General features: G+C 65.7%; 28 protein-coding genes. 18 read left to right on the top strand and 10 right to left on the bottom strand.

Annotated elements, in window-relative coordinates; genetic code table 11:
* The first annotated feature begins 163 nt into the window (after positions 1-163).
* From VL15_RS26695 to VL15_RS26670, 6 genes are all read left to right on the top strand, one after another.
* Positions 164-1198, top strand: coding sequence for a methionine ABC transporter ATP-binding protein (locus VL15_RS26695; protein WP_048249619.1), 1035 nt, complete (start codon positions 164-166; stop codon positions 1196-1198).
* Positions 1188-1841: a methionine ABC transporter permease gene (locus tag VL15_RS26690; RefSeq protein ID WP_048249617.1), complete on the top strand. Its 654-nt coding sequence runs from the start codon at positions 1188-1190 to the stop codon at positions 1839-1841. The genes VL15_RS26695 and VL15_RS26690 overlap by 11 nt, the downstream gene beginning before the upstream one ends.
* Before the next feature lie 29 nt (positions 1842-1870).
* Entirely contained in the window at positions 1871-2665 is a 795-nt protein-coding gene (locus VL15_RS26685) for a MetQ/NlpA family ABC transporter substrate-binding protein (protein ID WP_048249616.1), read from the top strand.
* A 228-nt stretch (positions 2666-2893) separates the two neighbouring features.
* Positions 2894-3643, top strand: a complete 750-nt coding sequence (locus VL15_RS26680; protein WP_047900131.1) for an electron transfer flavoprotein subunit beta/FixA family protein — start codon at positions 2894-2896, stop codon at positions 3641-3643.
* A gap of 16 nt (positions 3644-3659) precedes the next feature.
* Complete coding sequence (locus VL15_RS26675; RefSeq protein ID WP_048249615.1) at positions 3660-4595, top strand: electron transfer flavoprotein subunit alpha/FixB family protein; 936 nt, start codon at positions 3660-3662, stop codon at positions 4593-4595.
* A 99-nt stretch (positions 4596-4694) separates the two neighbouring features.
* Entirely contained in the window at positions 4695-6485 is a 1791-nt protein-coding gene (locus VL15_RS26670; protein WP_048249614.1) for an acyl-CoA dehydrogenase, read from the top strand.
* Positions 6486-6581: 96 nt separating this feature from the next.
* Here VL15_RS26670 and VL15_RS26665 read toward each other — a convergent pair whose 3' ends face one another.
* Positions 6582-7868 carry a D-amino acid dehydrogenase gene (locus VL15_RS26665; RefSeq protein ID WP_048249613.1) on the bottom strand — a complete coding sequence of 429 codons (1287 nt, stop codon included), beginning with the start codon at positions 7866-7868 and terminating at the stop codon, positions 6582-6584.
* Between the two features lie 145 nt (positions 7869-8013).
* Between VL15_RS26665 and VL15_RS26660 the strand changes: the two genes are divergently transcribed.
* Both VL15_RS26660 and VL15_RS26655 read left to right on the top strand, forming a co-directional pair.
* Complete coding sequence (locus tag VL15_RS26660) at positions 8014-8502, top strand: Lrp/AsnC ligand binding domain-containing protein (protein ID WP_012492860.1); 489 nt, start codon at positions 8014-8016, stop codon at positions 8500-8502.
* 90 nt (positions 8503-8592) lie between these two features.
* A complete protein-coding gene (locus tag VL15_RS26655) occupies positions 8593-9771 on the top strand; it encodes a PA0069 family radical SAM protein (protein WP_048249612.1) in 1179 nt (392 codons plus the stop codon).
* 52 nt (positions 9772-9823) lie between these two features.
* Here the strand turns inward: VL15_RS26655 and VL15_RS26650 are convergent, their stop codons facing one another.
* Both VL15_RS26650 and VL15_RS26645 read right to left on the bottom strand, forming a co-directional pair.
* Positions 9824-10291, bottom strand: coding sequence for an NINE protein (locus VL15_RS26650; RefSeq protein WP_048249611.1), 468 nt, complete (start codon positions 10289-10291; stop codon positions 9824-9826).
* 109 nt (positions 10292-10400) lie between these two features.
* Entirely contained in the window at positions 10401-11492 is a 1092-nt protein-coding gene (locus tag VL15_RS26645) for a PQQ-dependent sugar dehydrogenase (protein ID WP_419188697.1), read from the bottom strand.
* A gap of 193 nt (positions 11493-11685) precedes the next feature.
* On the opposite strand from VL15_RS26645, the gene rpsP reads away from it, so the two are divergent.
* From rpsP to VL15_RS26615, 6 genes are all read left to right on the top strand, one after another.
* Positions 11686-11940 carry a 30S ribosomal protein S16 gene (gene rpsP, locus VL15_RS26640; RefSeq protein WP_006476550.1) on the top strand — a complete coding sequence of 85 codons (255 nt, stop codon included), beginning with the start codon at positions 11686-11688 and terminating at the stop codon, positions 11938-11940.
* Positions 11941-11982: 42 nt separating this feature from the next.
* Positions 11983-12660 (top strand): ribosome maturation factor RimM, encoded by a 678-nt coding sequence (gene rimM / locus VL15_RS26635; protein WP_048249610.1) that lies wholly within the window; start codon positions 11983-11985, stop codon positions 12658-12660.
* A gap of 1 nt (position 12661) precedes the next feature.
* A complete protein-coding gene (gene trmD, locus VL15_RS26630) occupies positions 12662-13456 on the top strand; it encodes a tRNA (guanosine(37)-N1)-methyltransferase TrmD (RefSeq protein WP_048249608.1) in 795 nt (264 codons plus the stop codon).
* 133 nt (positions 13457-13589) lie between these two features.
* Complete coding sequence (gene rplS / locus VL15_RS26625; protein ID WP_048249607.1) at positions 13590-13982, top strand: 50S ribosomal protein L19; 393 nt, start codon at positions 13590-13592, stop codon at positions 13980-13982.
* A gap of 87 nt (positions 13983-14069) precedes the next feature.
* Positions 14070-14756, top strand: a complete 687-nt coding sequence (locus VL15_RS26620; protein WP_048249606.1) for a CoA pyrophosphatase — start codon at positions 14070-14072, stop codon at positions 14754-14756.
* Positions 14757-14876: 120 nt separating this feature from the next.
* Complete coding sequence (locus VL15_RS26615) at positions 14877-15815, top strand: CobD/CbiB family protein (RefSeq protein ID WP_048249605.1); 939 nt, start codon at positions 14877-14879, stop codon at positions 15813-15815.
* Positions 15816-15878: 63 nt separating this feature from the next.
* On the opposite strand, the gene VL15_RS26610 is transcribed toward VL15_RS26615, so the two are convergent.
* The 3 genes from VL15_RS26610 to VL15_RS26600 form a co-directional block, all read right to left on the bottom strand.
* On the bottom strand, positions 15879-16196 hold the full coding sequence (locus VL15_RS26610; protein WP_048249603.1) for a hypothetical protein: 318 nt from the start codon (positions 16194-16196) through the stop codon (positions 15879-15881).
* 66 nt (positions 16197-16262) lie between these two features.
* Complete coding sequence (gene rsgA, locus VL15_RS26605) at positions 16263-17204, bottom strand: ribosome small subunit-dependent GTPase A (RefSeq protein ID WP_048249602.1); 942 nt, start codon at positions 17202-17204, stop codon at positions 16263-16265.
* Positions 17201-18460, bottom strand: a complete 1260-nt coding sequence (locus tag VL15_RS26600; RefSeq protein ID WP_048249719.1) for a M48 family metallopeptidase — start codon at positions 18458-18460, stop codon at positions 17201-17203. Before VL15_RS26600 ends, rsgA begins: the two co-directional genes overlap by 4 nt.
* A 117-nt stretch (positions 18461-18577) precedes the next feature.
* Here VL15_RS26600 and orn point away from each other — a divergent pair, with 117 nt between their 5' ends.
* Positions 18578-19210: an oligoribonuclease gene (gene orn, locus VL15_RS26595; protein ID WP_048249600.1), complete on the top strand. Its 633-nt coding sequence runs from the start codon at positions 18578-18580 to the stop codon at positions 19208-19210.
* Between the two features lie 16 nt (positions 19211-19226).
* Here orn and mog read toward each other — a convergent pair whose 3' ends face one another.
* Entirely contained in the window at positions 19227-19847 is a 621-nt protein-coding gene (gene mog / locus VL15_RS26590; RefSeq protein WP_048249599.1) for a molybdopterin adenylyltransferase, read from the bottom strand.
* Positions 19828-20433 (bottom strand): ribosome biogenesis factor YjgA, encoded by a 606-nt coding sequence (yjgA, locus tag VL15_RS26585; protein WP_329955965.1) that lies wholly within the window; start codon positions 20431-20433, stop codon positions 19828-19830. The genes mog and yjgA overlap by 20 nt, the downstream gene beginning before the upstream one ends.
* A 127-nt stretch (positions 20434-20560) precedes the next feature.
* Between yjgA and pmbA the strand changes: the two genes are divergently transcribed.
* On the top strand, positions 20561-21931 hold the full coding sequence (gene pmbA / locus VL15_RS26580; RefSeq protein ID WP_048249597.1) for a metalloprotease PmbA: 1371 nt from the start codon (positions 20561-20563) through the stop codon (positions 21929-21931).
* A gap of 83 nt (positions 21932-22014) precedes the next feature.
* Here the strand turns inward: pmbA and VL15_RS26575 are convergent, their stop codons facing one another.
* Both VL15_RS26575 and VL15_RS26570 read right to left on the bottom strand, forming a co-directional pair.
* Positions 22015-22515, bottom strand: coding sequence for a dihydrofolate reductase (locus tag VL15_RS26575; protein WP_048249596.1), 501 nt, complete (start codon positions 22513-22515; stop codon positions 22015-22017).
* A 279-nt stretch (positions 22516-22794) separates the two neighbouring features.
* Positions 22795-23121, bottom strand: a complete 327-nt coding sequence (locus tag VL15_RS26570; protein ID WP_048249595.1) for a hypothetical protein — start codon at positions 23119-23121, stop codon at positions 22795-22797.
* 505 nt (positions 23122-23626) lie between these two features.
* Here VL15_RS26570 and VL15_RS26565 point away from each other — a divergent pair.
* Together VL15_RS26565 and VL15_RS26560 are read left to right on the top strand one after the other, a co-directional pair.
* Positions 23627-25024, top strand: a complete 1398-nt coding sequence (locus VL15_RS26565; protein ID WP_048249594.1) for a sigma-54 dependent transcriptional regulator — start codon at positions 23627-23629, stop codon at positions 25022-25024.
* 41 nt (positions 25025-25065) lie between these two features.
* The gene (locus VL15_RS26560) at positions 25066-26037 is read left to right on the top strand and encodes a thymidylate synthase (RefSeq protein ID WP_048249593.1); all 972 of its coding nucleotides are present in this window, start codon (positions 25066-25068) and stop codon (positions 26035-26037) included.
* Positions 26038-26064: the final 27 nt, after the last annotated feature.

The raw sequence follows: 26064 nt of genomic DNA, 5'->3' as shown, positions 1-26064 counted from the left end.
CTGCGGCGGGCCAGCAGCGCCCCTCTAATTTCTTGTAGTTATGAAAAGATCGAAATCGATTATTAAGGGGAATGAGGGGTTTGCGGTAAAATCGGCGGTTATTCCAGATCCATCGGCGGCCGACTGGCGGGCCAACTCGCCAGCCGGCCGCCGTTTTGTTTACATGATCGAATTACGCAATCTTTCGCAGCGTTTTCCCGGGCCGAGCGGCTGGGTCGAGGCGCTGCACAACGTCAACCTGACGATTCCGCAGGGCGAGGTGTTCGGCATCATCGGCCGAAGCGGCGCCGGCAAGAGCACGCTCGTGCGCACCATCAACCTGCTCACGCGGCCGACCGAAGGCAATGTCGTCGTCGGCGGGCGCGATCTCACGCTGCTGCCGGCAGGCCAGCTGCGCGAGGCGCGCCGCGAGATCGGCATGATTTTCCAGCACTTCAACCTGCTGTCGTCGCGCACGGTGTTCGACAACGTCGCGTTGCCGCTCGAGCTGGCCGGCGCAAGCCGTGCCGACATCGAGGCTGCCGTGCTGCCGCTGCTCGACCTCGTCGGGCTGTCCGCGCAGAAGGATCGTTATCCGGCGCAGATCAGCGGCGGACAGAAGCAGCGCGTCGGCATCGCACGCGCGCTCGCGAGCCAGCCGAAAGTGCTGTTGTCGGACGAAGCGACGTCCGCGCTCGATCCCGAGACCACGCGTTCGATCCTCGACCTGCTGAAGCGCATCAACCGCGAACTCGGCCTGACGATCGTGCTGATCACGCACCAGATGGAAGTGATCAAGCAAGTGTGCGATCGCGTCGCGGTGCTCGATGCGGGGCGCGTGGTCGAGGAGGGCCGTGTGATCGACGTGTTCCTGCAGCCGCATCACGAAGTGACGCGCGCGCTGATCGGCGACGTGATCGCGCAGGAACTGCCGCCCGCGCTGAAGGCGCGTGTGGCCGAGCGGCTGAAGACGGGCAGCGGGCATCTGCTGCGGCTCGCGTTCACGGGCTCGGGTGTCGACCAGCCGATCCTGTCGGAGACGATCCGCCGGTACGAACTCGATTTCAACATCCTGCACGGCCAGATCGACGAGATCCAGGGGCAGGCATTCGGTTCGCTCGCGGTGCTCGCGGGCGGCGAGCCGGGCAAGGTCGGGCAGGCGCTCGCGTTCCTGCGCGAGCAAGGTGTGGTGGTAGAGGAGCTTTCGTATGTTGAGTGAGATGTTCGATATGTTCGTGCAGTCGTTCTGGGAGACGCTGATCATGGTCGGCATCTCCGGGGCGGTCGGCGCGCTCGTCGGGCTGCCGCTCGGCGTGCTGCTCTACCTGACCGACCGCCAGGGCGTGCTGCAGAACCTCGCGGTGAATCGCGTGCTCGGCGGCATCGTGAATGCCGTCCGTTCGACGCCGTTCATCATCCTGCTGGTCGCGGTGATCCCGTTCACGCGGCTCGTCACGGGTTCGTCGATCGGCACGGCTGCGGCGGTCGTGCCGCTGACGCTCGCGGCGGCACCGTTCATTGCGCGTCTCGTCGAGACGGCGCTGCGCGAGGTCGACCGCGGGCTGATCGAGGCCGCGCAAGCGATGGGCGCGACCACGTCGCAGATCGTATTCAAGGTGCTGTTGCCCGAATCGCTGCCGGGCGTCGTCGCGGGCCTGACGATCACGTTTGTGTCGCTGGTCGGTTACTCGGCGATGGCCGGCGCGATCGGCGGCGGCGGGCTCGGCGATCTCGGGATCCGCTACGGCTACCAGCGTTATCTGCCGGAAGTGATGTGGACGGTGGTCGCGATCCTGATCGTGTTCGTGCAGATCGTGCAGTCGTTCGGCGACTGGCTCGTGCGTCGGCTGAGCCACAAATAAGACCAGATTGATCCGTTAGGGGAGACACGATGCAACGACGCTTCATGTTGAAGTTCGCGGCGGCACTCGGTGCGGCCGCGCTGTTCGCGGGCGCGCACGCGCAGGCCGAAACCATCAAGGTGGGCGTGACGGGCGGACCGCACGCGCAGATCATGGAAGCGGTGAAGAAGGTCGCGGCGAAGAGCGGCCTCGAGATCCGCATCGTCGAATTCTCCGATTACGTGCAGCCGAACGCCGCGCTCGCGGCGGGCGACCTCGATGCGAACAGCTACCAGCACGATCCGTATCTGCAGGCGCAGGTGAAGGATCGCGGCTACAAGCTGATCAAGGTCGCGGATACCGTCACGTTCCCGATGGGCATCTATTCGAAGCGCGTGAAGTCGCTGGCCGAACTGAAGCCGGGCGCGCGCGTCGCGGTGCCGAACGATCCGACCAACGGCGGCCGAGCGCTGCTGTTGCTGCAAAAGCAGGGCCTCCTGAAGCTGCGCGCGGATGCGGGGCTGAAGGCGACGCCGCTCGATATCGTCGACAATCCGCGCAAGCTGAAGATCGTCGAACTCGATGCGGCGCAGATTCCGCGCTCGCTCGGCGACGTCGACGCGGCCGCGATCAATACCAACTACGCGATGGAAGCGGGGTTGAAACCGAAACAGGACGCGATCGCGATCGAGGGCCCGAACGGTCCGTACGCGAACATCCTCGCGATTCGCGAGGCGGACCGGAACAAGCCGTGGGTCGCGAAACTCGTTGCCGCCTATCATTCGGCCGACGTGAAGCAGTTCATCGAAGGCAAGTTCGGCGGCGCGGTCATTGCCGCCTGGTAACAGGCGCAGCACGGGGCGCCCGGCGAGATTAGAGTCGATGATCGAAACCCCGGGCTTTGCGTCCGGGTTTTTTCTCTTTTAAAATAGAACGATCGTTCGCTATCATTGGCGCGTCGCCAAGAAGCGGTATCCTCGACAGCCACGATGGTTGGGTCCGCTTGGCCGCGCAGTCACGAGGCCTCGCTATAAAATGGCCTCTGGTCGTATTCGTAACTTTGGAGCGTGTGCATGAAAATCCTGGTGCCAGTGAAAAGAGTGGTCGATTACAACGTGAAGGTCCGCGTGAAGTCGGACAACACGGGTGTCGACATCGCGAACGTGAAGATGTCGATGAACCCGTTCGACGAAATCGCCGTTGAAGAAGCCGTGCGCCTGAAGGAAGCGGGCGTCGCGACCGAAGTGATCGCCGTGTCGGTGGGCGTCACGCAGGCGCAGGAAACGCTGCGCACGGCGCTGGCGATCGGCGCGGATCGCGCGATCCTCGTCGAATCGACCGACAGCGTCGAGCCGCTGGCTGTCGCGAAGATCCTGAAGGCGCTGGTCGACAAGGAACAGCCGCAACTGGTGATTCTCGGCAAGCAGGCGATCGACGACGATTCGAACCAGACGGGCCAGATGCTGGCCGCGCTGGCCGGCCTGCCGCAAGCGACGTTCGCGTCGAAGGTGACGGTGGCGGACGGCAAGGCTACGGTCGCACGCGAAGTCGACGGCGGCGCGGAAACGCTGTCGCTGACGCTGCCGGCGGTGATCACGACCGATCTGCGCCTGAACGAGCCGCGCTACGTGACGCTGCCGAACATCATGAAGGCGAAGAAGAAGCCGCTGGAAACCGTGAAGCCGGAAGACCTGGGCGTGGACGTCGCGCCGCGTCTGAAGACGCTGAAGGTGGTCGAGCCGCCGAAGCGCGCGGCCGGCGTGAAGGTGCCGGACGTGAAGACGCTGGTCGAGAAGCTGAAGACCGAAGCCAAGGTGCTGTAAGAGGGAGCGCAAAGAAATGACGATTCTGGTGATTGCAGAACACGACAACGCGTCGGTCAAGGCCGCGACGTTGAACACGGTGGCGGCGGCAGCGAAGATCGGCGGCGACATTCACGTGCTGGTCGCGGGCCACAACGCACAAGCGGCGGCCGATGCGGCAGCAAAGATCGCAGGTGTTTCGAAGGTGCTGCTGGCCGACGCGCCGCAGCTCGAAGCGGGCCTGGCTGAAAACGTCGAAGCGACCGCGCTGAACATCGCGAAGGATTACTCGCACATCCTCGCGCCGGCTACCGCCTACGGCAAGAACATTGCACCGCGTATCGCCGCGAAGCTGGACGTCGCGCAGATCTCGGACATCACGGCGGTCGATTCGGCCGACACGTTCGAGCGCCCGATCTACGCAGGCAATGCGATCGCGACGGTGCAGTCGAGCGATCCGGTCAAGGTCATCACGGTGCGCTCGACGGGTTTCGATCCGGTGGCGGCCGAAGGCGGCAGCGCAGCGGTCGAGAAGATCGCGGCCGCGGCCGACACCGGCAAGTCGCAGTTCGTAGGCCGTGAGGTGACGAAGCTGGACCGTCCGGAACTGACCAGCGCGAAGATCATCGTGTCGGGCGGCCGCGGTCTGGGTAGCGGCGAGAACTACACGAAGGTGCTGGAGCCGCTGGCCGACAAGCTGTCGGCTGCACTCGGCGCATCGCGTGCCGCAGTCGACGCAGGCTACGTGCCGAACGACTATCAGGTCGGCCAGACCGGCAAGATCGTCGCGCCGCAGCTGTACATCGCGGTCGGCATCTCGGGGGCGATCCAGCATCTGGCCGGCATGAAGGATTCGAAGGTGATCGTCGCGATCAACAAGGATCCGGAAGCGCCGATCTTCAGCGTGGCCGACTATGGTCTCGTTGGCGACCTGTTCGCGCTCGTGCCGGAGCTCGTGACCGAGCTCGGCTGACGCGGCTTGACGCTTCAGCAGTAAGCACACGAGAAGAGGGGCGCGACGAGCGCCCCTTTTTTTACGCCATCGACGAAAGAGAAACGAAGGAGGCGCACCATGAGTTATGTCGCACCGGTCAAGGACATGCTGTTCGTGCTGAAGGAACTCGCGGGCATCGACGCCGTTGCGCAGTTGCCGGGCTTCGAGGATGCGGGTTACGACACGGCGCAGGCCGTGCTCGACGAGTCCGCGAAGTTCTGCGGCGAGGTGCTGGCGCCGCTGAACGTCGAAGGCGACCGCAACCCGAGCAGCTGGAAGGACGGTGTCGTGACCGCGACGCCGGGTTTCGCGGAAGCGTTCCGCCAGTTCGTCGAAGGCGGCTGGCAAGGGCTGCAGCATCCGGCCGAGTACGACGGCCAGGGGCTGCCGAAGCTGATCGCGACGCCGTGCATCGAGATGCTGAACGCGTCGAACCTGTCGTTCGCACTGTGTCCGCTGCTGACCGACGGCGCGATCGAGGCGCTGCTGACGGCCGGCACCGACGAGCAGAAGCAGCGCTACGTGCCGAAGCTGATCTCGGGCGAATGGACCGGCACGATGAACCTGACCGAGCCGCAGGCGGGCTCCGATCTGGCGCTGGTGCGCTCGCGCGCCGAGCCGCAGGGCGACGGCACGTACAAGGTATTCGGCACGAAGATCTTCATCACGTGGGGCGAGCACGACATGGCGGACAACATCGTCCACCTGGTGCTGGCCCGCACGCCGAACGCGCCGGAAGGCGTGAAGGGCATCTCGCTGTTCATCGTGCCGAAGTTCATGGTCAACGAGGACGGTTCGCTGGGCGCGCGCAATGACGTGCACTGCGTGTCGATCGAGCACAAGCTCGGGATCAAGGCGAGCCCGACGGCGGTGCTGCAATACGGCGACCACGGCGGCGCGATCGGCTACCTGATCGGCGAGGAGAACCGCGGCCTCGAATACATGTTCATCATGATGAACGCGGCGCGCTTCGGCGTCGGGATGCAGGGGATCGGCGTGGCCGACCGCGCGTACCAGAAGGCGGCGGAATTCGCGAAGGAACGCGTGCAGAGCCGCCCGGTGGACGGGTCGGCAAAGCAGTCGGTGACGATCATCCATCACCCGGACGTGCGCCGCATGCTCGGCACGATGCGCGCGCTGACCGAAGGCGCGCGGGCGCTGGCGTACGTGGCAGCCGCACACAGCGACGTTGCCCACCGCCATTCGGACGAGGCGACGCGTGGCCGTCATCAGGCAATCTACGAGTATCTGGTGCCGGTCGTGAAGGGCTGGAGCACGGAGATGGTGAACGATGTGGCGAGCCTGGGCGTGCAGGTGCACGGCGGGATGGGCTTCATCGAGGAGACGGGCGCGGCGCAGTACTACCGCGATGCGCGGATCCTGGCGATCTACGAAGGGACGACGGCGATCCAGGCGAACGACCTGGTCGGCCGCAAGACGATGCGCGACGGCGGCGCGGTGGCGAAGGCGCTGATCGCGGAGATCGACGCGACGGTGGCGGCGCTGGGCAGGCTGGACGGCGCGGCGGCGGCCTCGATGAAGGCGCAGCTGGAGAAGGGCGCGCGAGCGCTGTCGTCGGTGGTGGATTACGTGGTGGCGAACGTGAAGCAGGATCCGAACGCGGTGTTCGCGGGCAGCGTGCCGTACCTGAAGCTGGCGGGCGTGGTGCTGTGCGGGTGGCAGATGGCGCGCGCGCTGGTGGCGGCGCAGGCGAATCGCGCGAGCGACCCGGCGTTCTTCGATGCGAAGATCGCGATCGCGCAATGCTATGCGGAGCACGTTCTGGTGCAGGCAGGCGGGCTCGAAGCGTCGATCGTCGGCGCGAAGGGCAACGAGAGCGTGCTCGCGTTGACGGAAGACCAGTTCTGATCCCGCGCCACGCATTCGGCGAAATGAAAAAGGCGCCCCGAGGGGCGCCTTTTCTTTTGATGCGAGCCAGCCCGCCTTGCCGCGGGCAGCCGCGGCTTAGGCGTATGCCGGGCGCGTCTGGCCGGCCACGTCCTTCAGGTAACGATGCACCGACAGGTCGTCGGCCTGGATCGCAGGCATCTTGCCGGAGATCAGGTCCGCGAGCAGTTGGCCCGAGCCGCACGACATCGTCCAGCCGAGCGTGCCGTGGCCGGTGTTCAGGAACAGGTTCGACACCGGCGTGCGGCCGACGATCGGCGTGCCGTCCGGCGTCATCGGGCGCAGGCCCGTCCAGAACGTCGCCTTCGACGTATCGCCGCCGCCCGGGAACAGGTCATTCACGCACATTTCGAGCGTTTCGCGGCGCGCAGCGCGCAGCTTTTTGTCGAAGCCGACGATTTCCGCCATGCCGCCAACGCGGATGCGCTGGTCGAAACGCGTGATCGCGATCTTGTAGGTCTCGTCGAGCACGGTCGACACGGGCGCGGCCGCTTCGTTGACGATCGGCGCGGTGATCGAATAGCCCTTCAACGGATAGACGGGGATCTTCATCAGGTTCGAGATGAAGTTGGTGGAGTACGAGCCGAGCGCGACGACGTACGCGTCCGCGCGCACCGTCTCGCTGCCGCACTGCACGCCGGCGATCTTGCCGCCCGCGATCGCGAGCGCATCGATCGGCGTGTTGTAGCGGAACTTGACGCCAAGCGATTCGGCGAACGCCGCGAGGCGCGTCGTGAACAACTGGCAATCGCCCGTTTCGTCGCCCGGCAGACGCAGGCCGCCCGTCAGCTTGTGCGATACGGCGGCGAGCGCCGGTTCGGCGTTCTTCAGTTCGGCCGGCGACAGCAGTTCGAACGGCACGTTCGCTTCCCGCAGCACGGCGATGTCCTTCGCCGCACCGTCGAGTTGCTGCTGCGTGCGGAACAGTTGCAGCGTGCCACCCGTGCGGCCTTCGTACTGGATGCCGGTGTCGGCGCGCAGCGCCTGCAGGCAGTCGCGGCTGTATTCGGCGAGGCGGACCATGCGGCCCTTGTTGACCGCATAGCGCTCGGGCGTGCAGTTGCGCAGCATCTGCCACATCCACTGGAGCTGGAAGCGCGTGCCGTCGAGGCGGATCGCGAGCGGCGCGTGCTTTTCGAACATCCATTTGACGGCCTTCAGCGGCACGCCGGGCGCGGCCCACGGTGCGGCATAACCGGGGGAGATCTGGCCTGCATTCGCGAAGCTCGTCTCGAGCGCGGGGCCTGCTTCCCGGTCGATCACCGTGACTTCATGACCGGCGCGCGCGAGGTAATACGCGCTTGCCACGCCCACCACACCGCTGCCCAGAATGACGACTCGCATAGCTGCTCCAGATGGAAGGGACCAGGTCGAGGCCGGGCGCACCTGCGGCTCCGTGTAACCTCTAACTGATCTAGTTTTTTGCGCTATGGTATTGTCGAATGTCCAGTTTTTGTTATCGTATTTTTCCGGTTTTCAGCATAAACAAATGAGAACGCAACGTCAGCCCGTACGCTCGCTCGACAAGCTCGACCGGCGCATCCTCAAACTGCTCCAGGACGACGGCAGGATGGCGATGAAGGACCTCGCGGAACAGGTCGGACTGACCGTTACGCCGTGCATCGAACGCGTGCGGCGCATGGAGCGGGACGGCGTGATCACCGGCTATCACGCGCGGGTCGACCCTGGCCAATTGGGTGCCGCGCTGCTGGTGTTCGTCGAGATCACGCTTGGCCACAAGGGCGGCAACATGTTCGAGCAGTTCCGCCGCGAGGTGATGAAGATCGACGAGGTGCTCGAATGCCATCTCGTGTCCGGCGATTTCGACTACCTGATCAAGGCGCGGATCGGCGAGATGGCCGACTACCGGAAACTGCTCGGCGATATCCTGCTGCAGTTGCCGGGCGCGGTGCAGTCGAAGAGCTATGTCGTGATGGAGGAAATCAAGGAGACGCTGACGATTGCGGTCGGCGAGTGACGTGTCGGCGGCCCGTTGTCGGGCCCCTTATCCCGCCCTTGGCATGCAGCACCCAATACTGTATAAATATACAGTATTGGGTGCTGGCGAATGGGTGGGCGCATGGACGATCGGTCCGACAACGAATTTCCGGTAGCGCCGCCCGCGCCCCGCAAGGGGCGCGGTGCGGTCGACAACCTGCAGGGGCGGTATGAAATCGCGCAGCGTGAAGCGGTCGACGACGGCTGGGCGCACGAGTCGGACGATGCCGATCTTCCCGCGCCGCTGCGCACGCAGGTCTTCGAGGAGCGTGCGAAGAGCATCCTGACGCACAACCAGTCGCCCGACATCCCGTTCAGCGTGTCGCTCAATCCGTACCGCGGCTGCGAGCACGGCTGCATCTATTGCTTCGCGCGGCCGACGCACAGCTATCTCGGCCTGTCGCCGGGGCTCGATTTCGAAAGCCGCATCTATGCGAAGGTCAATGCGGCCGAACTGCTCGAGCGCGAGATCTCGCGCAAGCGCTACGTGCCGGAGCCGATCGCGCTTGGCGTCAACACCGACGCCTACCAGCCGGTCGAGCGCGACCTGCGCATCACGCGCAGCGTGATCCAGGTGATGCACGATCACGGGCTGCCGTTCGCCGCGATCACGAAATCGTCGCTGATCGAGCGCGATCTCGACTTGCTCGCACCGATGGCCGAACGCGGGCAGGTGATGGCGGCGGTCACGATCACGACGCTCGATGCCGATCTCGCGCGCACGCTCGAGCCGCGCGCGGCGACACCGGCACGCCGGTTGCGCACGATCCGCGCGCTGCGCGATGCGGGCGTGCCGGTCGGCGTGAGCATTGCGCCGGTGATTCCGTTCGTCACCGAGCCCGACATGGAGCGCGTGCTCGAGGCGTGCGCGGAAGCCGGCGCCACGCACGCGAGCTACATCATCCTGAGGCTGCCGTGGGAGGTTGCGCCGCTGTTCAAGAACTGGCTCGCCGCGCATTTTCCCGATCGCGCGGAACGCGTGATGAACCGTGTGCGCGACATGCGCGGCGGGAAAGATTACGACTCGGATTTCTCGAAACGGATGAAGGGCGAGGGGATCTGGGCCGACCTGTTGCGGCAGCGCTTCCGTCAGGCCGTCAAGCGGCTGGGGCTGAACGAGCGCACGAACGGCATTCTCGATCTGTCGCAGTTTCGCGGTGCGCCGGTCGCCGCGGCGTCGGTGCCGCGCAGTGCTGCTCGGGCAGCAGGCACGAAGTCGCGCGACGACATGCAGCTGAACCTGTTCTGACCGGCGCATCATACCGGCCCGCGAAGGGCGCCGGTGTTTGGGAAGGGGGCGCTTACTGCGAAATCTGCTTCGCTGCTTCGACCTGCGATTCGAAATACGTCTGGAACGACAGCGCGAGCGCGGTCATCAGCAGGAATGCGCCGATCAGCAGCGAGAAGATCACGACAAAGATCACGGTCCAGCCCGACCGGCTGTGCTTGCCCGTCTCGGCGTTGAATTGCGCGTCCCACTTTTCGTCGGGGCGCAGCCCGTAGACGAGTGCGGCGAGGAACGCCGCCAGCAGCGAGATCGCGCCGGGTACCGCGAGCCACCAGCCGAGGCCGGCACTGCGCTGGGTTGCCGCGAGCAGGAGGAAGCCCGGAACGCCGACGATCGTCGCGAGCAGGTGCGCCCAGCCGTACACGTCGCGAAAGCCGTACAGATAGAAGCGGTGCGCGCCGAGCGATCCGAACAGGAATGCGAGGGCGGCGGTGAGCGTCTTGGAGCGGAAGCGGCGGGACGGTGCGGTGCTGCTGGACATGGATGGCGGCGTATTGTCGTTGGCATGGGCGGCCGGCGGGCCGGCGCGGGCACGCGGCCCGGCACGCATTCTACGATGCCCGGTCGGGCCCGGTCACCCCCGGCCTGCGTCAAGGTGCCGCATAGGTTACGCGGTAGATTGCGCCTGCGTAGTCGTCGCTGATGAGCAGCGAACCGTCCGGCAGCGGCAGCACGTCGGCCGGGCGTCCCCATACCGTGCCGTCGGGCCGCAGCCAGCCGGTGACGAATGGCGTCTGGCGCGCCTGGCTGCCATCCGCCGATACGACGACACGCATCACGCGGTAGCCGACCTTCGTGCTGCGGTTCCACGAACCGTGTTCGGCAATGAACACGTTATTGCGATACGACGCCGGAAACATCGGCCCGGTATAGAAGCGCATGCCGAGCGCCGCGACGTGCGCGCCCAGCTTCAATACGGGCGGCACATAACGGCGGCATACGCCGGCGCTGCCGAATTCGGGGTCGGGTGTGTCTCCGCCATGGCAGTATGGAAAGCCGAAGTCGAGGCCGGCACGCGGCGCGCGGTTCAGCTTATCGTCGGGCACGTCGTCGCCCATCATGTCGCGCCCGTTGTCGGTAAACCAGAGCTCGCCCGAATCGGGGTGCCATGCGAAGCCGACCGTATTGCGCACGCCGCGGGCGACGACCTCGCTGCCGCTGCCGTCGGCCTTCATCCGGGCGATGATCGCGTAGCGGCTGCGATCGGCGAGACAGACGTTGCACGGTGCGCCGGTCGGCACGTACAGCTTGCCGTCGGGGCCGAACGCGATGAATTTCCAGCCGTGATGGTGTTCGGTCGGCAGCGCGTCGGTCACGACGACGGGTGTGGGCGGTTTGGCGAGCCGGTCGTCGATGCGGTCGAGGCGCAGGATGCGCGACACGGCGGATATATAGAGTGCACCGTCGCGGTAGGCGACGCCGACCGGCATGTCGAGCCCGGACGCGATCACGTAGCGTGCGCTGATCCGGCCCTCGTGCATCACGAATGCATGCACGCGGCCTTCCCGGGTGCCGACATACAGGATGCCGCGCGGCGACCACGCCATTTCGCGCGCGGTCGGTACCGCGTCGGTCAGCACGTCCACGCGGAAACCGGGCGGCACGACGAGTTCTTCCACCGGCAAAGGCGCGGCAAGCACCATTGCGGACGCGAGGCAGGCAAGGCCGGCAAGCAGTGCCACGAAACGGCGCGGCGCGTCGAGGCGGCGCGAAGGAGCGGCATGGCGGGGGAGAGCATCCTGGACACGACGATTGTATGCCCGGCGCGGAGGCCATCCGTGGATTTTTTCCGCGTAAGTGTTTGTTGTACCTCTGGTTTCCGGCTATAATCGCGTGTTTCAGTAGTTTCGAACCCGGTTTTCCGAAGGACATCATATGGTTATCATCCGTCTGGCTCGTGGCGGCTCGAAGAAGCGCCCGTTCTACAACATCGTTGCTACCGATTCGCGTAACCGTCGTGACGGCCGCTTCATCGAGCGCGTCGGCTTCTACAACCCGGTCGCTACGAAGGGCGAATCGCTGCGTATCGCTCAGGATCGTCTGACGTACTGGCAAGGCGTTGGCGCACAACTGTCGCCGACCGTCCAGCGTCTCGTGAAGGAAGCGCAAAAGGCGCAACCGGCTGCCTAACATGGCACGGTGTGCCGGTCGTGCCGGCTGTGAGGTGCATTGATGGCGGGTCACGATTCCGGTAATGCAAGGCGCGGGCGTGCGTCATTCGGCGCATTCGTCCGCAAGCCGGTCGAGCGCGACGTTGTCGCGAACGTCGGTCCGGCTGCCGAACAGGGCAGCCATGAAGCGACGCAAGCCTGGCCTGACGACGCCGTCGAGGTCGGGGCGGTGGTCGATGCCTACGGCCTGAAGGGCTGGGTCAAGGTGGCGACGCATGCCGATGCCGGTCGCGGCGGCGACGCGCTGCTTAACGCGCGCCGCTGGTGGCTGGAACGCGGTGCGGAGCGGCTTTCCGTCCGCATCATGCAGTCGAAGACGCACAGCGACACGGTCGTTGCGCAACCCGCGGGCGTCAGCGACCGCGATGCCGCGCTGGCTATGCGCGGCTTTCGTGTGTTCGTGCGCCGGGAAGATTTCCCGGCATTGGCCGCGGACGAATTCTATTGGGTCGACCTGATCGGTCTCGATGTCGTCAACGAGCAATCGGTGGCGCTCGGGACGGTGAGCGGGATGATCGACAACGGCGTGCATTCGATCATGCGTGTCGAGTATCCGGCGACCGGTAAAGACGGTCAGCCGACCACCGACGAACGGCTGATTCCGTTTGTCGGCGTCTACGTCAAAACGGTGGATCAGGCGGCGCGTCGCATCGTCGTCGACTGGGAAGCCGATTACTGAAATGAACCAGGTTACCGAGAGCGCGGTGCAGTTCGACGTCGTCACGCTCTTTCCCGAGATGTTCCGCGCACTGACCGACTGGGGAATCACCAGCCGGGCCGTCAAGCAAGGGCGCTTCGGGCTGCGCACCTGGAACCCGCGTGATTTCACGACGGACAACTACCGCACGGTCGACGATCGTCCGTACGGCGGCGGTCCGGGCATGGTGATGCTGGCCAGGCCGCTCGAGGCCGCGATCGGCGCCGCGAAAGCGGCGCAGGCGGAGCAGGGCATCGCGAGCACGCGCGTCGTGATGATGTCGCCGCAGGGCGCGCCGCTCACGCACGAGCGGGCGATGCGGATGGCGCAGGAGCCGGGCGTTGTCGTGCTGTGCGGCCGCTACGAAGCGATCGACCAGCGTCTGCTCGATCGTTGTGTCGACGAGGAGATCAGCCTCGGCGATTTCGTGCTGTCCGGCGGAGAACTGCCGGCGATGGCGATGATGGATGCCGTCGTGCGGTTGCTGCCCGGTGTGCTGAACGATTCGCAGTCGGCCGTGCAGGATAGTTTCGCCGACGGCCTGCTCGATTGTCCGCACTACACGCGCCCGGAGGAATACGATGGCGTGCGCGTACCGGACGTTCTGCTGGGCGGGCATCATGCCGAGATCGAGCGGTGGCGGCGCCAGGAAGCATTGAGGAATACGTTGCGGAAGCGGCCGGACCTGATCGTCCGGGCGCGCCGCGAGAAGTTGCTGAGCCGTGCCGACGAGGCCTGGCTCGCGAACCTCGCACGCGAAGCGAAGGACGCCTCCTGAGGCGGCGTCGCGGGCGGGAATTGGCGGTGCCGTGCATGCGTGCGCGGCGCCTGATGTGAATCCATCCTCTATCGGGGCCAGGCCTGGAAGCAGGCGGGTGCCAACGCCGACAAGATGGCATAAGGAGTCAGTAATGAATCTGATCGCAAAACTTGAGCAGGAAGAAATCGAGCGCGCGCTCGCCGGCAAGACGATCCCCGAATTCGCCCCGGGCGACACGGTGATCGTGAACGTGAACGTGGTTGAAGGTACCCGCAAGCGCGTTCAGGCTTACGAAGGCGTCGTGATCGCGATTCGCAGCCGTGGTCTGAACTCGAACTTCATCGTCCGCAAGATCTCGTCGGGCGAAGGCGTCGAGCGTACGTTCCAGACGTACTCGCCGCTGCTGGCGAGCATCGTCGTGAAGCGCCGCGGTGATGTGCGTCGTGCGAAGCTGTACTACTTGCGCGAGCGTTCGGGCAAGTCGGCTCGAATCAAGGAAAAGCTGGTGTCGAAGGATCGCGCCGCAGCAGCTTCCCAAGAGTAAGAGCTGTAAGGAAAAAGCACCCACCCGGGTGCTTTTTTCATTCTGGCGCGACAATATGCTCGATACGACACGAACCCGAGAGCCCCATTGAATCGCCGCCCCATCATCGATCCCGAAGTCTTGCCGGTCGAAGGCACCGGCGCCGGCCTGCCCGCCATCGATCCCCGCCTGATGACACCGCCCGGCCTGCGCGACCGTTTCGCACGCACGCCCGAATGGAGCGTCGAGCCCGGCGAGGCGAGGCTGCAGGAGGGCATCGATCCACGTAGCGCGGCCGTGCTGATGCCGCTCGTCGTCCGCGAGTCGGGTCTCACCGTGCTGCTGACCCAGCGTGCCGATCACCTGAATGACCATGCCGGGCAGATCAGTTTTCCCGGCGGTCGCCGCGAACCGTTTGATCACGATGCGACCGCAACCGCGTTGCGCGAGTCGAAGGAGGAAATCGGGCTTGCAGCCGAACGCGTCGAGATCCTCGGCGCGCTGCCCGACTACCTGACCGGCACCGGCTTCTGCGTGTCGCCGGTGGTCGGCCTCGTGCATCCGCCGTTCACCGTGCAGGCCGACACGTTCGAAGTGGCCGAGATTTTCGAGGTACCGCTCGCGTTCCTGATGAATCCCGCGAACCATCAGGTCCGCGTGTTCCGCTGGGATGGCGGCGAGCGTCGTTTTTTTGCGATGCCTTATCCGAACGACAAACCAGACGGGCATTACTTCATCTGGGGCGCAACTGCCGGCATGTTTCGCAATCTGTACCGCTTCTTGGCCGCCGGCTAGGCGCACACACCGGCCGGCGCGCGCGGCCGGCTGCCGGGCGGCCGCGCCGGCAGCCATGCGGGGCTTACGCTGTGCTATCGTTATGCAAAAAATGACATAACTCCGAAGACGGCGCCACGCATGACTTTCTTTTCGGTTCTCCTCGCCCTCATCATCGAACAGGTCCGCGCGTTGTCGCCGAACAATCCGGTGTTCGCGCTGTTCCAGTTTCATGCGGAAACCGTCGCGCATGGTCTCGACGCAGGCAAGCAGAAGCACGGCATCCTCGCATGGCTCGCGGTCGTGCTGCCGTGGGTGCTGATCGTCGCGCTGATCTATTTCCTGCTGTTCAAGGTGAGCTTCGTGCTCGCGTTCTTGTGGAACGTCGTCGTCGTGTATTTCACGCTAGGCTTCCGCCAGTTCAGCCACTACTTCACCGACATCCACCTCGCGCTCAACAACGACGACGTGCCGCGCGCACGCGAAATCCTGCACGAGTGGACGGGCATCGACACGGTCGACATGCCGGTCGGCGAAATCGTCCGCCATACGCTGATTCACGCGGTCGTCGCATCGCATCGCCACGTGTTCGGCGTGTTCTTCTGGTATGTGCTGCCGATCGGCCCGGCCGGCGCCGTGCTGTACCGGATTTCCGAATACCTCGCGCGTAGCTGGTCGACGCCGGGCGACGACCGCACGGCCGCATTCTCGACGTTCGCGCAGCGCGCGTTCTTCGTGATCGACTGGATTCCCGCGCGGCTGACCGCGCTCGGCTTCGCGATCGTCGGCAATTTCGAGGATGCGATCTACGCGTGGCGCAATCACACGCGCCAGTGGCCCGACCCGAACGACGGCGTGCTGCTGGCAGCCGGCAGCGGGGCGCTCGGTGCGCGTCTCGCGGGGCCGCTCGCGGAACCGTCGAGTCTCGATGCGCTGGCGGTCGGCGACAGCGGTCCGTTGACGGTCGGTGACGATTGCACGCCGCGTACGCTGCAATCGGCAGTCGGCCTTGTCTGGCGCGCGGTGATCCTGTGGATGATCCTGCTGCTGATGCTGACGCTCGCCGTCTGGGTGTCGTGACAGGGCAGTGCAGCGTCCGATGAAAGGCAAAGGCCGGCTTGATGCCGGCCTTTTTGCTGTGGGTCAGTCGTCGAGCGGATCGCGTACGGCGCCGCATTGCCAGCACGCGGTGAACTGAGCCTCGAGCGCTTCGCCGCATTGCCGGCAGCGCCATGGCGAGGCGCCGGCCGACGGACCGTGCGACGCCGCATCGAGGAGCCGGCGCGCGAGCGCGTCGTCGCGCTCGTCGTCGAGCCATAGCTCGGGTGTGCAGGCGTCGGCGGGCAGGCCGCCGAGCGCGCCGGTCGCGTAGCAGTTATGCAGCTCGCAACCGATGCCGGCCACCTGAAGCACGTTGGCCCAATGCTGCGCCGTCGCGAGATTGGGTGCCTTGAAACGCATGGCCGCTCCTGTCGGTGAAGGCCGGCCCCGCAAGGCGTGGCCGGCCGCCGTGCGCGCGTCGCGCGATCAGCGGACGATCTGGCTCGCCTCGTGCACGAGCTGCGCGTACAGCGCGTGCCGCGACGGCGCGATGCGGCCGTCGGAGACGGCTTCGAGGATCGCGCAGCCGGGCTCGTGCAGATGATGACAATTATAGAAACGGCAGTCCGCGAGCAGCGGCCGGAACTCCGGAAACGCGCGCTCGAGACGGCCTTCCGTCAGGTGGTAGAGGCCGAATTCCTGGAAGCCCGGCGAATCGATCAGTGCGCCGCCGCCCTCCAGCGGGTAGAGGCGCGTGAACGTCGTCGTGTGGCGGCCGCTGTTGAGCGCGGCCGAAATCTCGCGCGTCGCGGCTTCGGCATCGGGAACGAGAAGGTTCACGAGCGTCGACTTGCCCATCCCGGACTGGCCGAGCAGGATCGTCGAATGTCCGGCGAGGTGCGGCATCAGTTGCGCGCGCGCGTCGTCGGGCGAGCCTTTCACCGACAGCTCGAGCACGTCGTAGCCGAGCGCGCGGTACGGCGCGAGGCGCTCGCGCGCGACCGGCAGCGCGGCCTCCACATCGATCTTGTTCAGCACGACGATCGGCTTCAGCTCGTTCGCCTCGGCAGCGATCAGCGCGCGGCCGAGCAGGTCCTCGCTGAAATAGGGCTCGGTCGCGAGCACGATCAGCAACTGGTCGAGGTTGGCGGCGAAGAGCTTCGACTTGAACTGGTCGGAACGGTACAGCAGGTTGCGCCGTTCGCCGATCTCGACGATCACGCCCTGGTCGGCCGACGCGATTTCGTACGCGACGCGGTCGCCGACTGCAATGTCGCTCTTCTTGCCGCGCGGGAAGCACTGCAGCATCGGGCCGCCGTCGTCGGGCGCGACGATGTAGTGGCGCCCGTGCGCCGCGATCACGCGGCCTTCGACACGCTGCGCGCCCGACGCGCGCGGGGCCGGCTTGCGGGAGGTCGGCCGGCTCATGCGTGCTGCATCAGGCGGTCGATCCGCTGCGAGGCGGGCGGATGCGAGTAGTAGAAGGCCGTGTAGACGGGGTCGGGCGTCAGCGTCGACGCGTTGTCCTCGTAGAGCTTCACGAGCGCGCTGACGAGATCCTGCGCGTCGGTCTGGCTGGCCGCGAACGCGTCGGCCTCGAACTCGTGCTTGCGCGACGTGAGGCTGCCGAACGGCGTTGCGAAGAACAGGAACACGGGAATCGCGAGGAAGAACAGCACGAGCGCGGCGCCCGCGTTACTCGTGTCGAGCGACGGCACGACGCCGAGCCCCGTATAGAACCACGTGCGCTGCGCGAGCCAGCCGAGCAGCGCGAGCAGCACGAGACTCAGCACGAACGACACGAGCATCCGCTTCATCACGTGGCGGCGCTTGAAGTGGCCGAGTTCGTGCGCGAGCACGGCCTCGATTTCCTGGCCGGACAGGCGCGCGAGCAGCGTGTCGAAGAACACGATCCGCTTCGAGGCGCCGAAGCCCGTGAAATAGGCATTGCCGTGCGCCGAGCGGCGGCTGCCGTCCATCACGAACAGCCCCTTCGCCGCGAAGCCGCAGCGCTTCATCAGCGACTCGATGCGCGAGCGCAGCGCGTCGTCCTTCAGCGGCTCGAACTTGTTGAAGATCGGTGCGATGAAGGTCGGGTAGATCAGCAGCACCAGCATCTGGAATGCGACCCAGACGATCCAGGTCCACAGCCACCACAGGCTGCCGGCCTGGTTCATCAGCCACAGCACGACGAACAGCAGCGGCAGGCCGAGCGCGGCGCCGAGCAGCGAGTTTTTCAGCATGTCGGTGAAGAACAGCCGCTTCGTCATCCGGTTGAAGCCGAAACGCTGCTCGATCCCGAACTGGCGGTAATACTCGAACGGGATATCGATCACGCTCGTGATCACGAGCACCGCGGCGACGAGCGCGACCTGCTGCCCGTAGCCGCGGCCGAGCCAGCCGGTCAGCAGCGTGTCGAGCGCGCCGACGCCGCCGAGCAGCGTGAGGCCGACCAGCACGGCCGCGCTGACGACGATCTCGAGCATCGTCAGCCGGGTGCGCTCGACCGTATAGTCGGCCGCGCGCTGGTGGGCGGTCAGCGGGATGGTGGCGCTGAACTGCGCAGGCACGCCGTTGCGGTGCGCGGCGACGAAGCGGATCTGCCGTGACGCGAGCCACAGCTTGGTGACGACCATCGCGAGCACGGCGAGCGCGAACAGCAGGGTGAACGAAAAGGGTGACATCGAAGGCGCCAAAGGGTTCTATGCGAGAATTATATGTTCTTGCGGACCGGGCTCGCTGACGCGATGCAGGCCGCCCGGGCGGCGCCGCGCGCCGTCCGCCATTTTCCAGGATGACTCATGACCGATACCGCCGCTTCCACCAGCCAGCCCGCGCTCGTGCGCAACGAGTTGAACCTCGTCTGGCTCGACATGGAGATGACGGGCCTCGACCCGGATAACGACCGCATCATCGAGATCGCGGTCGTCGTGACCAATTCCACGCTCGACATCGCCGTCGAAGGCCCGGTGTTCGCGATCCACCAGAGCGACGAAACGCTGGCGAAGATGGACGAATGGAACAAGTCGACGCACGGCCGCTCGGGCCTGATCGACCGCGTGCGCGCGTCGACCGTGACCGAGGCGGAAGCTGCCGCGCAGTTGCAGGCGTTCCTCGCGCAGTACGTGTCGCCCGGCAAGTCGCCGATGTGCGGCAACTCGATCTGCCAGGACCGCCGCTTCATGGCGCGCTGGATGCCGGAGTTCGAGAAATTCTTCCACTACCGCAATCTCGACGTCAGCACGCTCAAGGAGCTGTGCCGCCGCTGGCAGCCCGCGATCTACAAGGGCTTCCAGAAGCGCGCGATGCACACGGCGCTCGCGGACATCCACGAGTCGATCGACGAGCTGAAGTACTACCGAGAGCATTTCCTGATTCCGGTCGCGTCGGCTTCGGCATCGGCTTCGACAGGTGAGTCCGCGCCGGCCGCCTGAGCGGGCCGGCACGCGCTCAGCGCGACGCGCGCTGCGCGCTTTTCGGCCGGAACGCCGCGACCACCGCGGCGTCGGTCTCGATGTACGGGCCGCCGATCAGGTCGATGCAGTAGGGCACCGCGGCGAAGATGCCGGGCACGGTCGACTTGCCGTCGGCGTCACGCAGCCCTTCGAGCGTTTCCCGGATCGACTTCGGCTGGCCAGGCAGGTTGACGATCAGCGCCGCATGGTCGGCCGTCTCGCGGATCACTGCGACCTGCCGCGACAGGATCGCGGTCGGCACGAAATTCAGGCTGATCTGCCGCATCTGTTCGCCGAATCCCGGCATTTCCTTTGTCGCCACCGCAAGCGTGGCCTCGGGCGTCACGTCACGGCGCGCGGGGCCGGTGCCGCCCGTCGTCAGCACGAGGTCGCACCCGGCGACGTCGACGAGCTCGGCGAGCGTGGCGGAGATCGTTGGCGCATCGTCCTGGATCAGGCGCGTTTCGGCGCGCCACGGCGAGACCAGCGCACCGGCGAGCCATTCCTGCAGCGCCGGAATGCCTTTGTCCTCGTAGATGCCCGTGCTCGCGCGATCGCTGATCGACACGAGGCCGACGACGAGTTCGTCAGGATGATTACGCTTCGTCGTCGTCATGGTCGTCTCCGGCGTCGTCCGATGCTTCGTCGTCCGCATCGGGCGTGCCGCTCGCTGTCTTGATCCACTGGAACAGCTCGCGGAAATAGCGCGGCGGCTTGCCTTGCTGCGCTTCCTTGCGTGCGTTGCGGATCAGCGTGCGGCCTTCCTGGATGTCGGCTTCCGGGTGCAGGCGCAGGAATTCGGTCAGCGCGTCGTCGTTGGCGAGCAACTGCTCGCGCGTGCGCTCGATCCAGTGCAGGCGGGCCGTCGCGGCCTTGTTCACGCCGCGCTGTGCGTCGAGGGCGGTGCGCAGCGCGGCCGTCTCGTCGTCGGTCAGCGAGCGCATCACGCGGCCGACGTACTGGAGCTGGCGGCGCTTGCCTTCGTGATCGGTGATCCGGCGCGCCTCGCGAACGGCGTCCGAGAGACTTTCGGGCATCGGCATGCGCTTCAGCGCGTCTTTCGGCAGATCGACAAGCGCCTGGCCGAGCACCTGCAGCTCGTGCATCTCGCGCTTCAGTTGGGATTTGCTGGGGCGATCGTAGCCGTTGTCGTCGTCCTCGACGGCATGCTCGATCGGCTGGATTCGGGTTTTGCGTGTCATAGGCGGCATTGTATCGCGGCGCGGACACCCCAAGCTTGTCGGTGCGCGGCCCCGGACCTTGCTATGATCGCGGGATACGCAACATTTTGAACATGCGGGCGCCCGCCCGCCACCGGATACCAAGACGATGGCAGCCAATCTCGACGTACAAGCGCGCTATTTCCCGCACACGCAGGACCAGCTCAAAGAAATCGCGTCGGACATCCTTCGCCATGCGAAGGCACTCGGCGCGACGGACGCCGCGACCGAAATCTCCGAGGGCGACGGCCTGTCGGTGTCGGTGCGGCGCGGCGAAGTCGAAACGATCGAGCACAACCGCGACAAGATGGTCGGCGTGACGGTGTTCATCGGCAAGAAGCGCGGCAACGCGAGCACGTCCGACTTCTCGCCGGCCGCGATCAAGGATACCGTCGCCGCGGCCTACAACATCGCGCGTTTCACGGCCGAGGACGAAGCGGCCGGCCTCGCCGAGGCCGAGCTGCTCGAAACCGACCCGCGCGACCTCGATCTCTACCACCCGTGGGCGCTGACCGCCGACGAAGCCGTCGAGCTCGCCCGCCGCGCGGAAGACGCCGCATTCGCGGTCAGTTCGCAGATCCGCAATTCGGAAGGCGCGAGCGTGTCGGCCCAGCATTCGCAGTTCGTGCTCGCGACGTCGCGCGGCTTCCTGTCCGGCTACCCGTACTCGCGCCACTACATCGCCTGCGCGCCGATCGCGGGCAGCGGCCGTCACATGCAGCGCGACGACTGGTATTCGTCGAAGCGCAGCGCGATCGATCTCGCGGCGCCGGAAGCGGTGGGCCGTTACGCGGCCGAGCGCGCGCTGGCGCGGATGGGCGCGCGTCGTCTCGACACCCGCAAGGTCCCCGTGCTGTTCGAGGCGCCGCTCGCGGCCGGCCTGCTCGGCGCGTTCGTGCAGGCCGTGAGCGGCGGCGCGCTGTACCGCAAGACGTCGTTCCTCGTCGACAGCCTCGGCAAGCCGGTGTTCGCGCCGCACGTCCAGGTCGTCGAGGATCCGCACGTGCCGCGCGCGATGGGCAGCGCACCGTTCGACGAGGAAGGCGTGCGCACGCGCGCGCGCAGCGTCGTCAAGGACGGCGTCGTCGAAGGCTACTTTCTGTCGACCTATTCGGCACGCAAGCTCGGCACGCAGACCACCGGCAATGCGGGCGGCTCGCACAACCTCGCGCTGCGCAGCTCGAACACGCAGCCGGGCGACGATTTCGACGCGATGCTGAAGAAGCTCGGCACGGGCCTGCTGCTGACCGAGCTGATGGGGCAGGGCGTGAACTACGTGACGGGCGACTATTCGCGCGGCGCGGCGGGCTTCTGGGTTGAGAACGGCGTGATCCAGTATCCGGTCGAGGAAATCACCGTCGCGAGCACGCTGCAGGAAATGTTCCGGCATATCGCCGCGATCGGCGCCGATTCGATCGTGCGCGGCACGAAGGAAACGGGCTCGGTGCTGATCGAGCAGATGACGATCGCCGGGCAGTAAACGGCGCGCGGCGCCTGCCGCCATGAAACGAAAAAGCCCGACCGGCGTGAGCCGGTCGGGCTTTTCTCATTGCGCGCGACGCGTCAGCCGTGCTTGCGCGCGTAGACGACGAACGCATAGCCGAACGTGTTCGGCGCGGCCGCCTCGTGCGCTTCGCGCGAGACTTCCTGCCAGTGCGCGGCGTCGGGCGCCGGGAACGATGCGTCGCCGTCGAAGTCGGCATCGATTTCGGTGACGACCAGCTTGTCGGCGAGCATGAGACCTTCCGCGTAGAGTTGCGCGCCGCCGATCAGAAATGCCTCGGGCACGCCGTCGCGCGCGGCGAGCGCCAGTGCATCGGCGAGCGACGTGACCGTGTCGCAGCCATCGAAGCGACGCGCCGCGTCGCGCGTGACGACGATATTGCGACGGCCCGGCAGCGGCCGGCCAATCGACTCGTGGGTCTTGCGGCCCATCACGATCGGCGCGCCCATCGTCGTGCGCTTGAAGAAGGCGAGATCTTCGGGAAGTTTCCAGGGCAACTGGTTGTCGCGGCCGATGATGCCGTTGCGGGCACGCGCGACGATCAGGGTCAACGTCGTCATGAAGGTCGGGGAAGAGGAAAACCGGAATGGCGCCGATTCTACCGGAACGGCGACATGTGCCGGATTCCGCGCGCACTTGCATGCGTCCGCGCTCTTGCGTTGCGTGCCGCGACACGCGATGCAATGCGTCGCGGCGACGGACTGAATAAAAAAAGTGCCCGCCGGGGGACGGAGCACAAAACCGTTTCGTGTTGCGGGATCGGCGACACCGGTTCGGATCGATGCTTCCGGCCTGTTCAAATCAATACGGGATCCTTATCGAATGGGTCGGCGTATGGATCACTGACGCGTACTGCCTTGCGCGTTGTGTTCCATCGCGTGCTGCACGTCGCCTGATTGCGGAACCGGGAGCGGCATCGGCAACTGGGGCGGCGGGGGGATCTCGTCCCACAGCGTCACCGAAGTCTTGCCGGTCGACTGCGATTGCGGTGCCGACACGGTCACGATGCCGAACCCGTTGCCGTGCTGCATGCTCGGCGCATTTTCGGCCAGCAGCATCGCGCGATCCGGCGTCACGCTTTCGTCTGCGTACGCCGACGCGAGCGGGCCCGCGGCCACGAGCGCAATTGCCATCGATACGAAAGAAAGTAAAGGATGTTTGCGCATGGTTGCGGCCTCCGGTGTATTCCGTATTCAGCGAAATACATGCCATCGCGCCGGGACCGTTGTCGCAACTGCGATTCGTGCGCAAGCGTTGAGAATTGTGGCTGAAAACGCCTGAAAATGTTTCAGACGTGAAACGAGGGGGCTCGGGAATACTGCGGATTCAATCGATACGCTTCAAGGATGAAAATCTGCGCATGTGTTGATGAAAGAACGCTTCGCTGCACAAGTGCTATGTGCAGATGATTGACATGCATCGACCTCCTGAGCGATTCGGCCGTATCGCCCATGGCGCTGAAATCGGTTTGTCGTATTCGGTGCCTATAACTAAGCTGTCGTGACCAAAATAACTGGACGCGAGATAAGCGCCATCATGCGAGGCTTTGCGTTGCCGCGCATCGGCATGGCGAATCGATCTGCCCTAGGCTGACCCGATTCGATCCTTTTCGCACGTGACCTTCCTGGCGTGCGCGGCAATCGTTAGACGGTTGATGAACGGGGTGAGGATATGGGAGCCGATCAGCGGCACGTGATCTACTATTCGCGCGAACCGAACGACGCATTGCGCGGCCATTTCGATGAATGCGGCTGGCGTGTCGATCTCGCAGAGACCGTGCGCGACGTACGACGCGTCGTGCAGCACGGTGTTGCAACGGCCGGCCTGCTCGATTTTTCGCCGGGCTTCAAGCCGTCGGACCTGCGCGAACTCGAATCATGTCTGACCATTCAGCACATCGGCTGGATCGCGGCGACGCGGCGCGGCCAGTTGCAGGACGCGACGCTGCGCCATCTCATTCGCGACTATTGCTTCGACTACGTGACGATGCCGTACGAGACGTCGCGGATCGTCGAGACCGTCGGTCATGCGCACGGCATGGTCGCGCTGACCGATTCCGTTGCGCCGCCCGTCGGCGCAGGGCGCAGCGAAGGCGAGATGGTCGGCACCTGCGATGCGATGCTCGGGCTCTTCAGGACGATTCGCCGCGTCGCGACGACCGATGCGCCGGTGTTCATCTCCGGCGAATCGGGCACGGGCAAGGAACTGACGGCGGTCGCGATTCACGAACGTTCATCGCGTGCACAGGCGCCGTTCATCGCGATCAATTGCGGGGCGATCCCGTCGACGCTGCTGCAGGCCGAGTTGTTCGGCTATGAGCGCGGCGCGTTCACCGGCGCGAACCAGCGCAAGATCGGCCGCGTCGAGGCCGCCAACGGCGGCACGCTGTTTCTCGACGAGATCGGCGACCTGCCGCTCGAAAGCCAGGCAAGCCTGCTGCGGTTCCTGCAGGAAGGCAAGATCGAGCGGCTCGGTGCGCACGTGTCGGTGCCCGTCGATGTGCGCGTGATCTGCGCGACGCACGTGGACATGGAAGCGGCGTTGCGCGAAGGGCGGTTCCGCGAGGACCTGTACCACCGCCTGTGCGTGCTGAAGATCGAGGAGCCGCCGCTGCGTGCGCGCGGCAAGGACATCGAGGTGCTCGCGCGTCACATGCTCGAGCGCTTCAAGGGCGATGCGCATCGCCGCCTGCGCGGTTTTTCCCCTGACGCGGTGGCCGCGCTGTACGGTTATTCGTGGCCGGGCAACGTGCGCGAGCTGATCAACCGCGTGCGCCGCGCGATCGTGATGTCGGAGGGCCGGATGATCACCGCGGCCGACCTCGAACTGAACGAATACGCGACGCTCGCGCCCGTGTCGCTGCTGGAGGCGCGGGAGGCGGCCGAGCGGCAGGTGATCGAGCAGGCGCTGCTGCGCCATCGCGGCCGTTTCGCGGATGCCGCACGCGAACTCGGCGTGTCGCGCGTCACGCTCTACCGGCTGATGTGCGCGCACGGAATGCGCGATCGCGGCGACACGCTGGCAGGGTTTTCGGCGCCGTTGCCGGAGCTTCCGCATCACGCTTGCTAAAATTGGCGGGTACGGCCGCCCTCGCGGCCGAAGGAACCCGCATGAAACAGTACCTCGACCTCGTTCGTACCATTCTCGATACCGGCACTTGGCAGGAGAACCGCACGGGGATCCGCACCATCAGCATGCCGGGCGCGATGCTGCGCTTCGACCTGCAGCAGGGCTTCCCGGCCGTGACGACCAAGAAGCTCGCGTTCAAGTCCGCGATCGGCGAACTGGTCGGTTTCCTGCGCGCATCGCGCAGCGCGGCCGAGTTTCGTGCGCTCGGCTGCAAGGTATGGGACGCGAACGCGAACGCGAACGCGCAGTGGCTTGCGAACCCGTATCGCCAGGGCGTCGACGATCTCGGCGACGTGTACGGCGTGCAATGGCGCCAGTGGCCGGGCTACAAGGTGCTCGACGCGGGCGCCGACGCGCAGATCGCCGATGCGACGCGCCGCGGCTTCCGGATCGTCACGCGTTTCGACGAAGACGGCGCGCCGAAGGTGCTGCTGTACAAGGCGATCGACCAGTTGCGCCAATGCCTGGACACGATCATGGAGAACCCGGCCGACCGTCGGATCCTGTTTCACGCGTGGAATCCGGCCGTGCTCGATCAGATCGCGCTGCCCGCGTGTCACCTGCTGTACCAGTTCCTGCCGAATGCGACGAAGCGCGAGATCTCGCTGTGCCTGTACATCCGCAGCAACGACGTCGGACTCGGCACGCCGTTCAACCTGACGGAAGGGGCGGCATTGCTGTCGCTCGTCGGCCGGCTGACGGGCTACACGCCGCGCTGGTTCACGTATTTCATCGGCGACGCGCACATCTACGAGAACCAGCTCGACATGCTGCAGCAGCAGCTCACGCGCGAGCCGTACGAAAGCCCGCGGCTTGAGATCGCCGAGCGTGTACCCGAATACGCGAAGACGGGCGTCTACGCGCCCGAGTGGCTGGAGCAGATCGAACCGTCCGATTTTTCGCTCGTCGGCTACCGTCACCATGAGCCGCTGACCGCGCCGATGGCCGTCTGATTGCCCGGCTCGGGCGCGCGATTTCAT

Source organism: Burkholderia cepacia, from assembly GCF_001039005.1.
In the GTDB taxonomy this organism is placed as follows: Bacteria; Pseudomonadota; Gammaproteobacteria; order Burkholderiales; family Burkholderiaceae; genus Burkholderia; species Burkholderia theae.
Note: the sequence above shows the minus strand (reverse complement) of the source record. Positions and strands in the feature narration are given on the sequence as shown.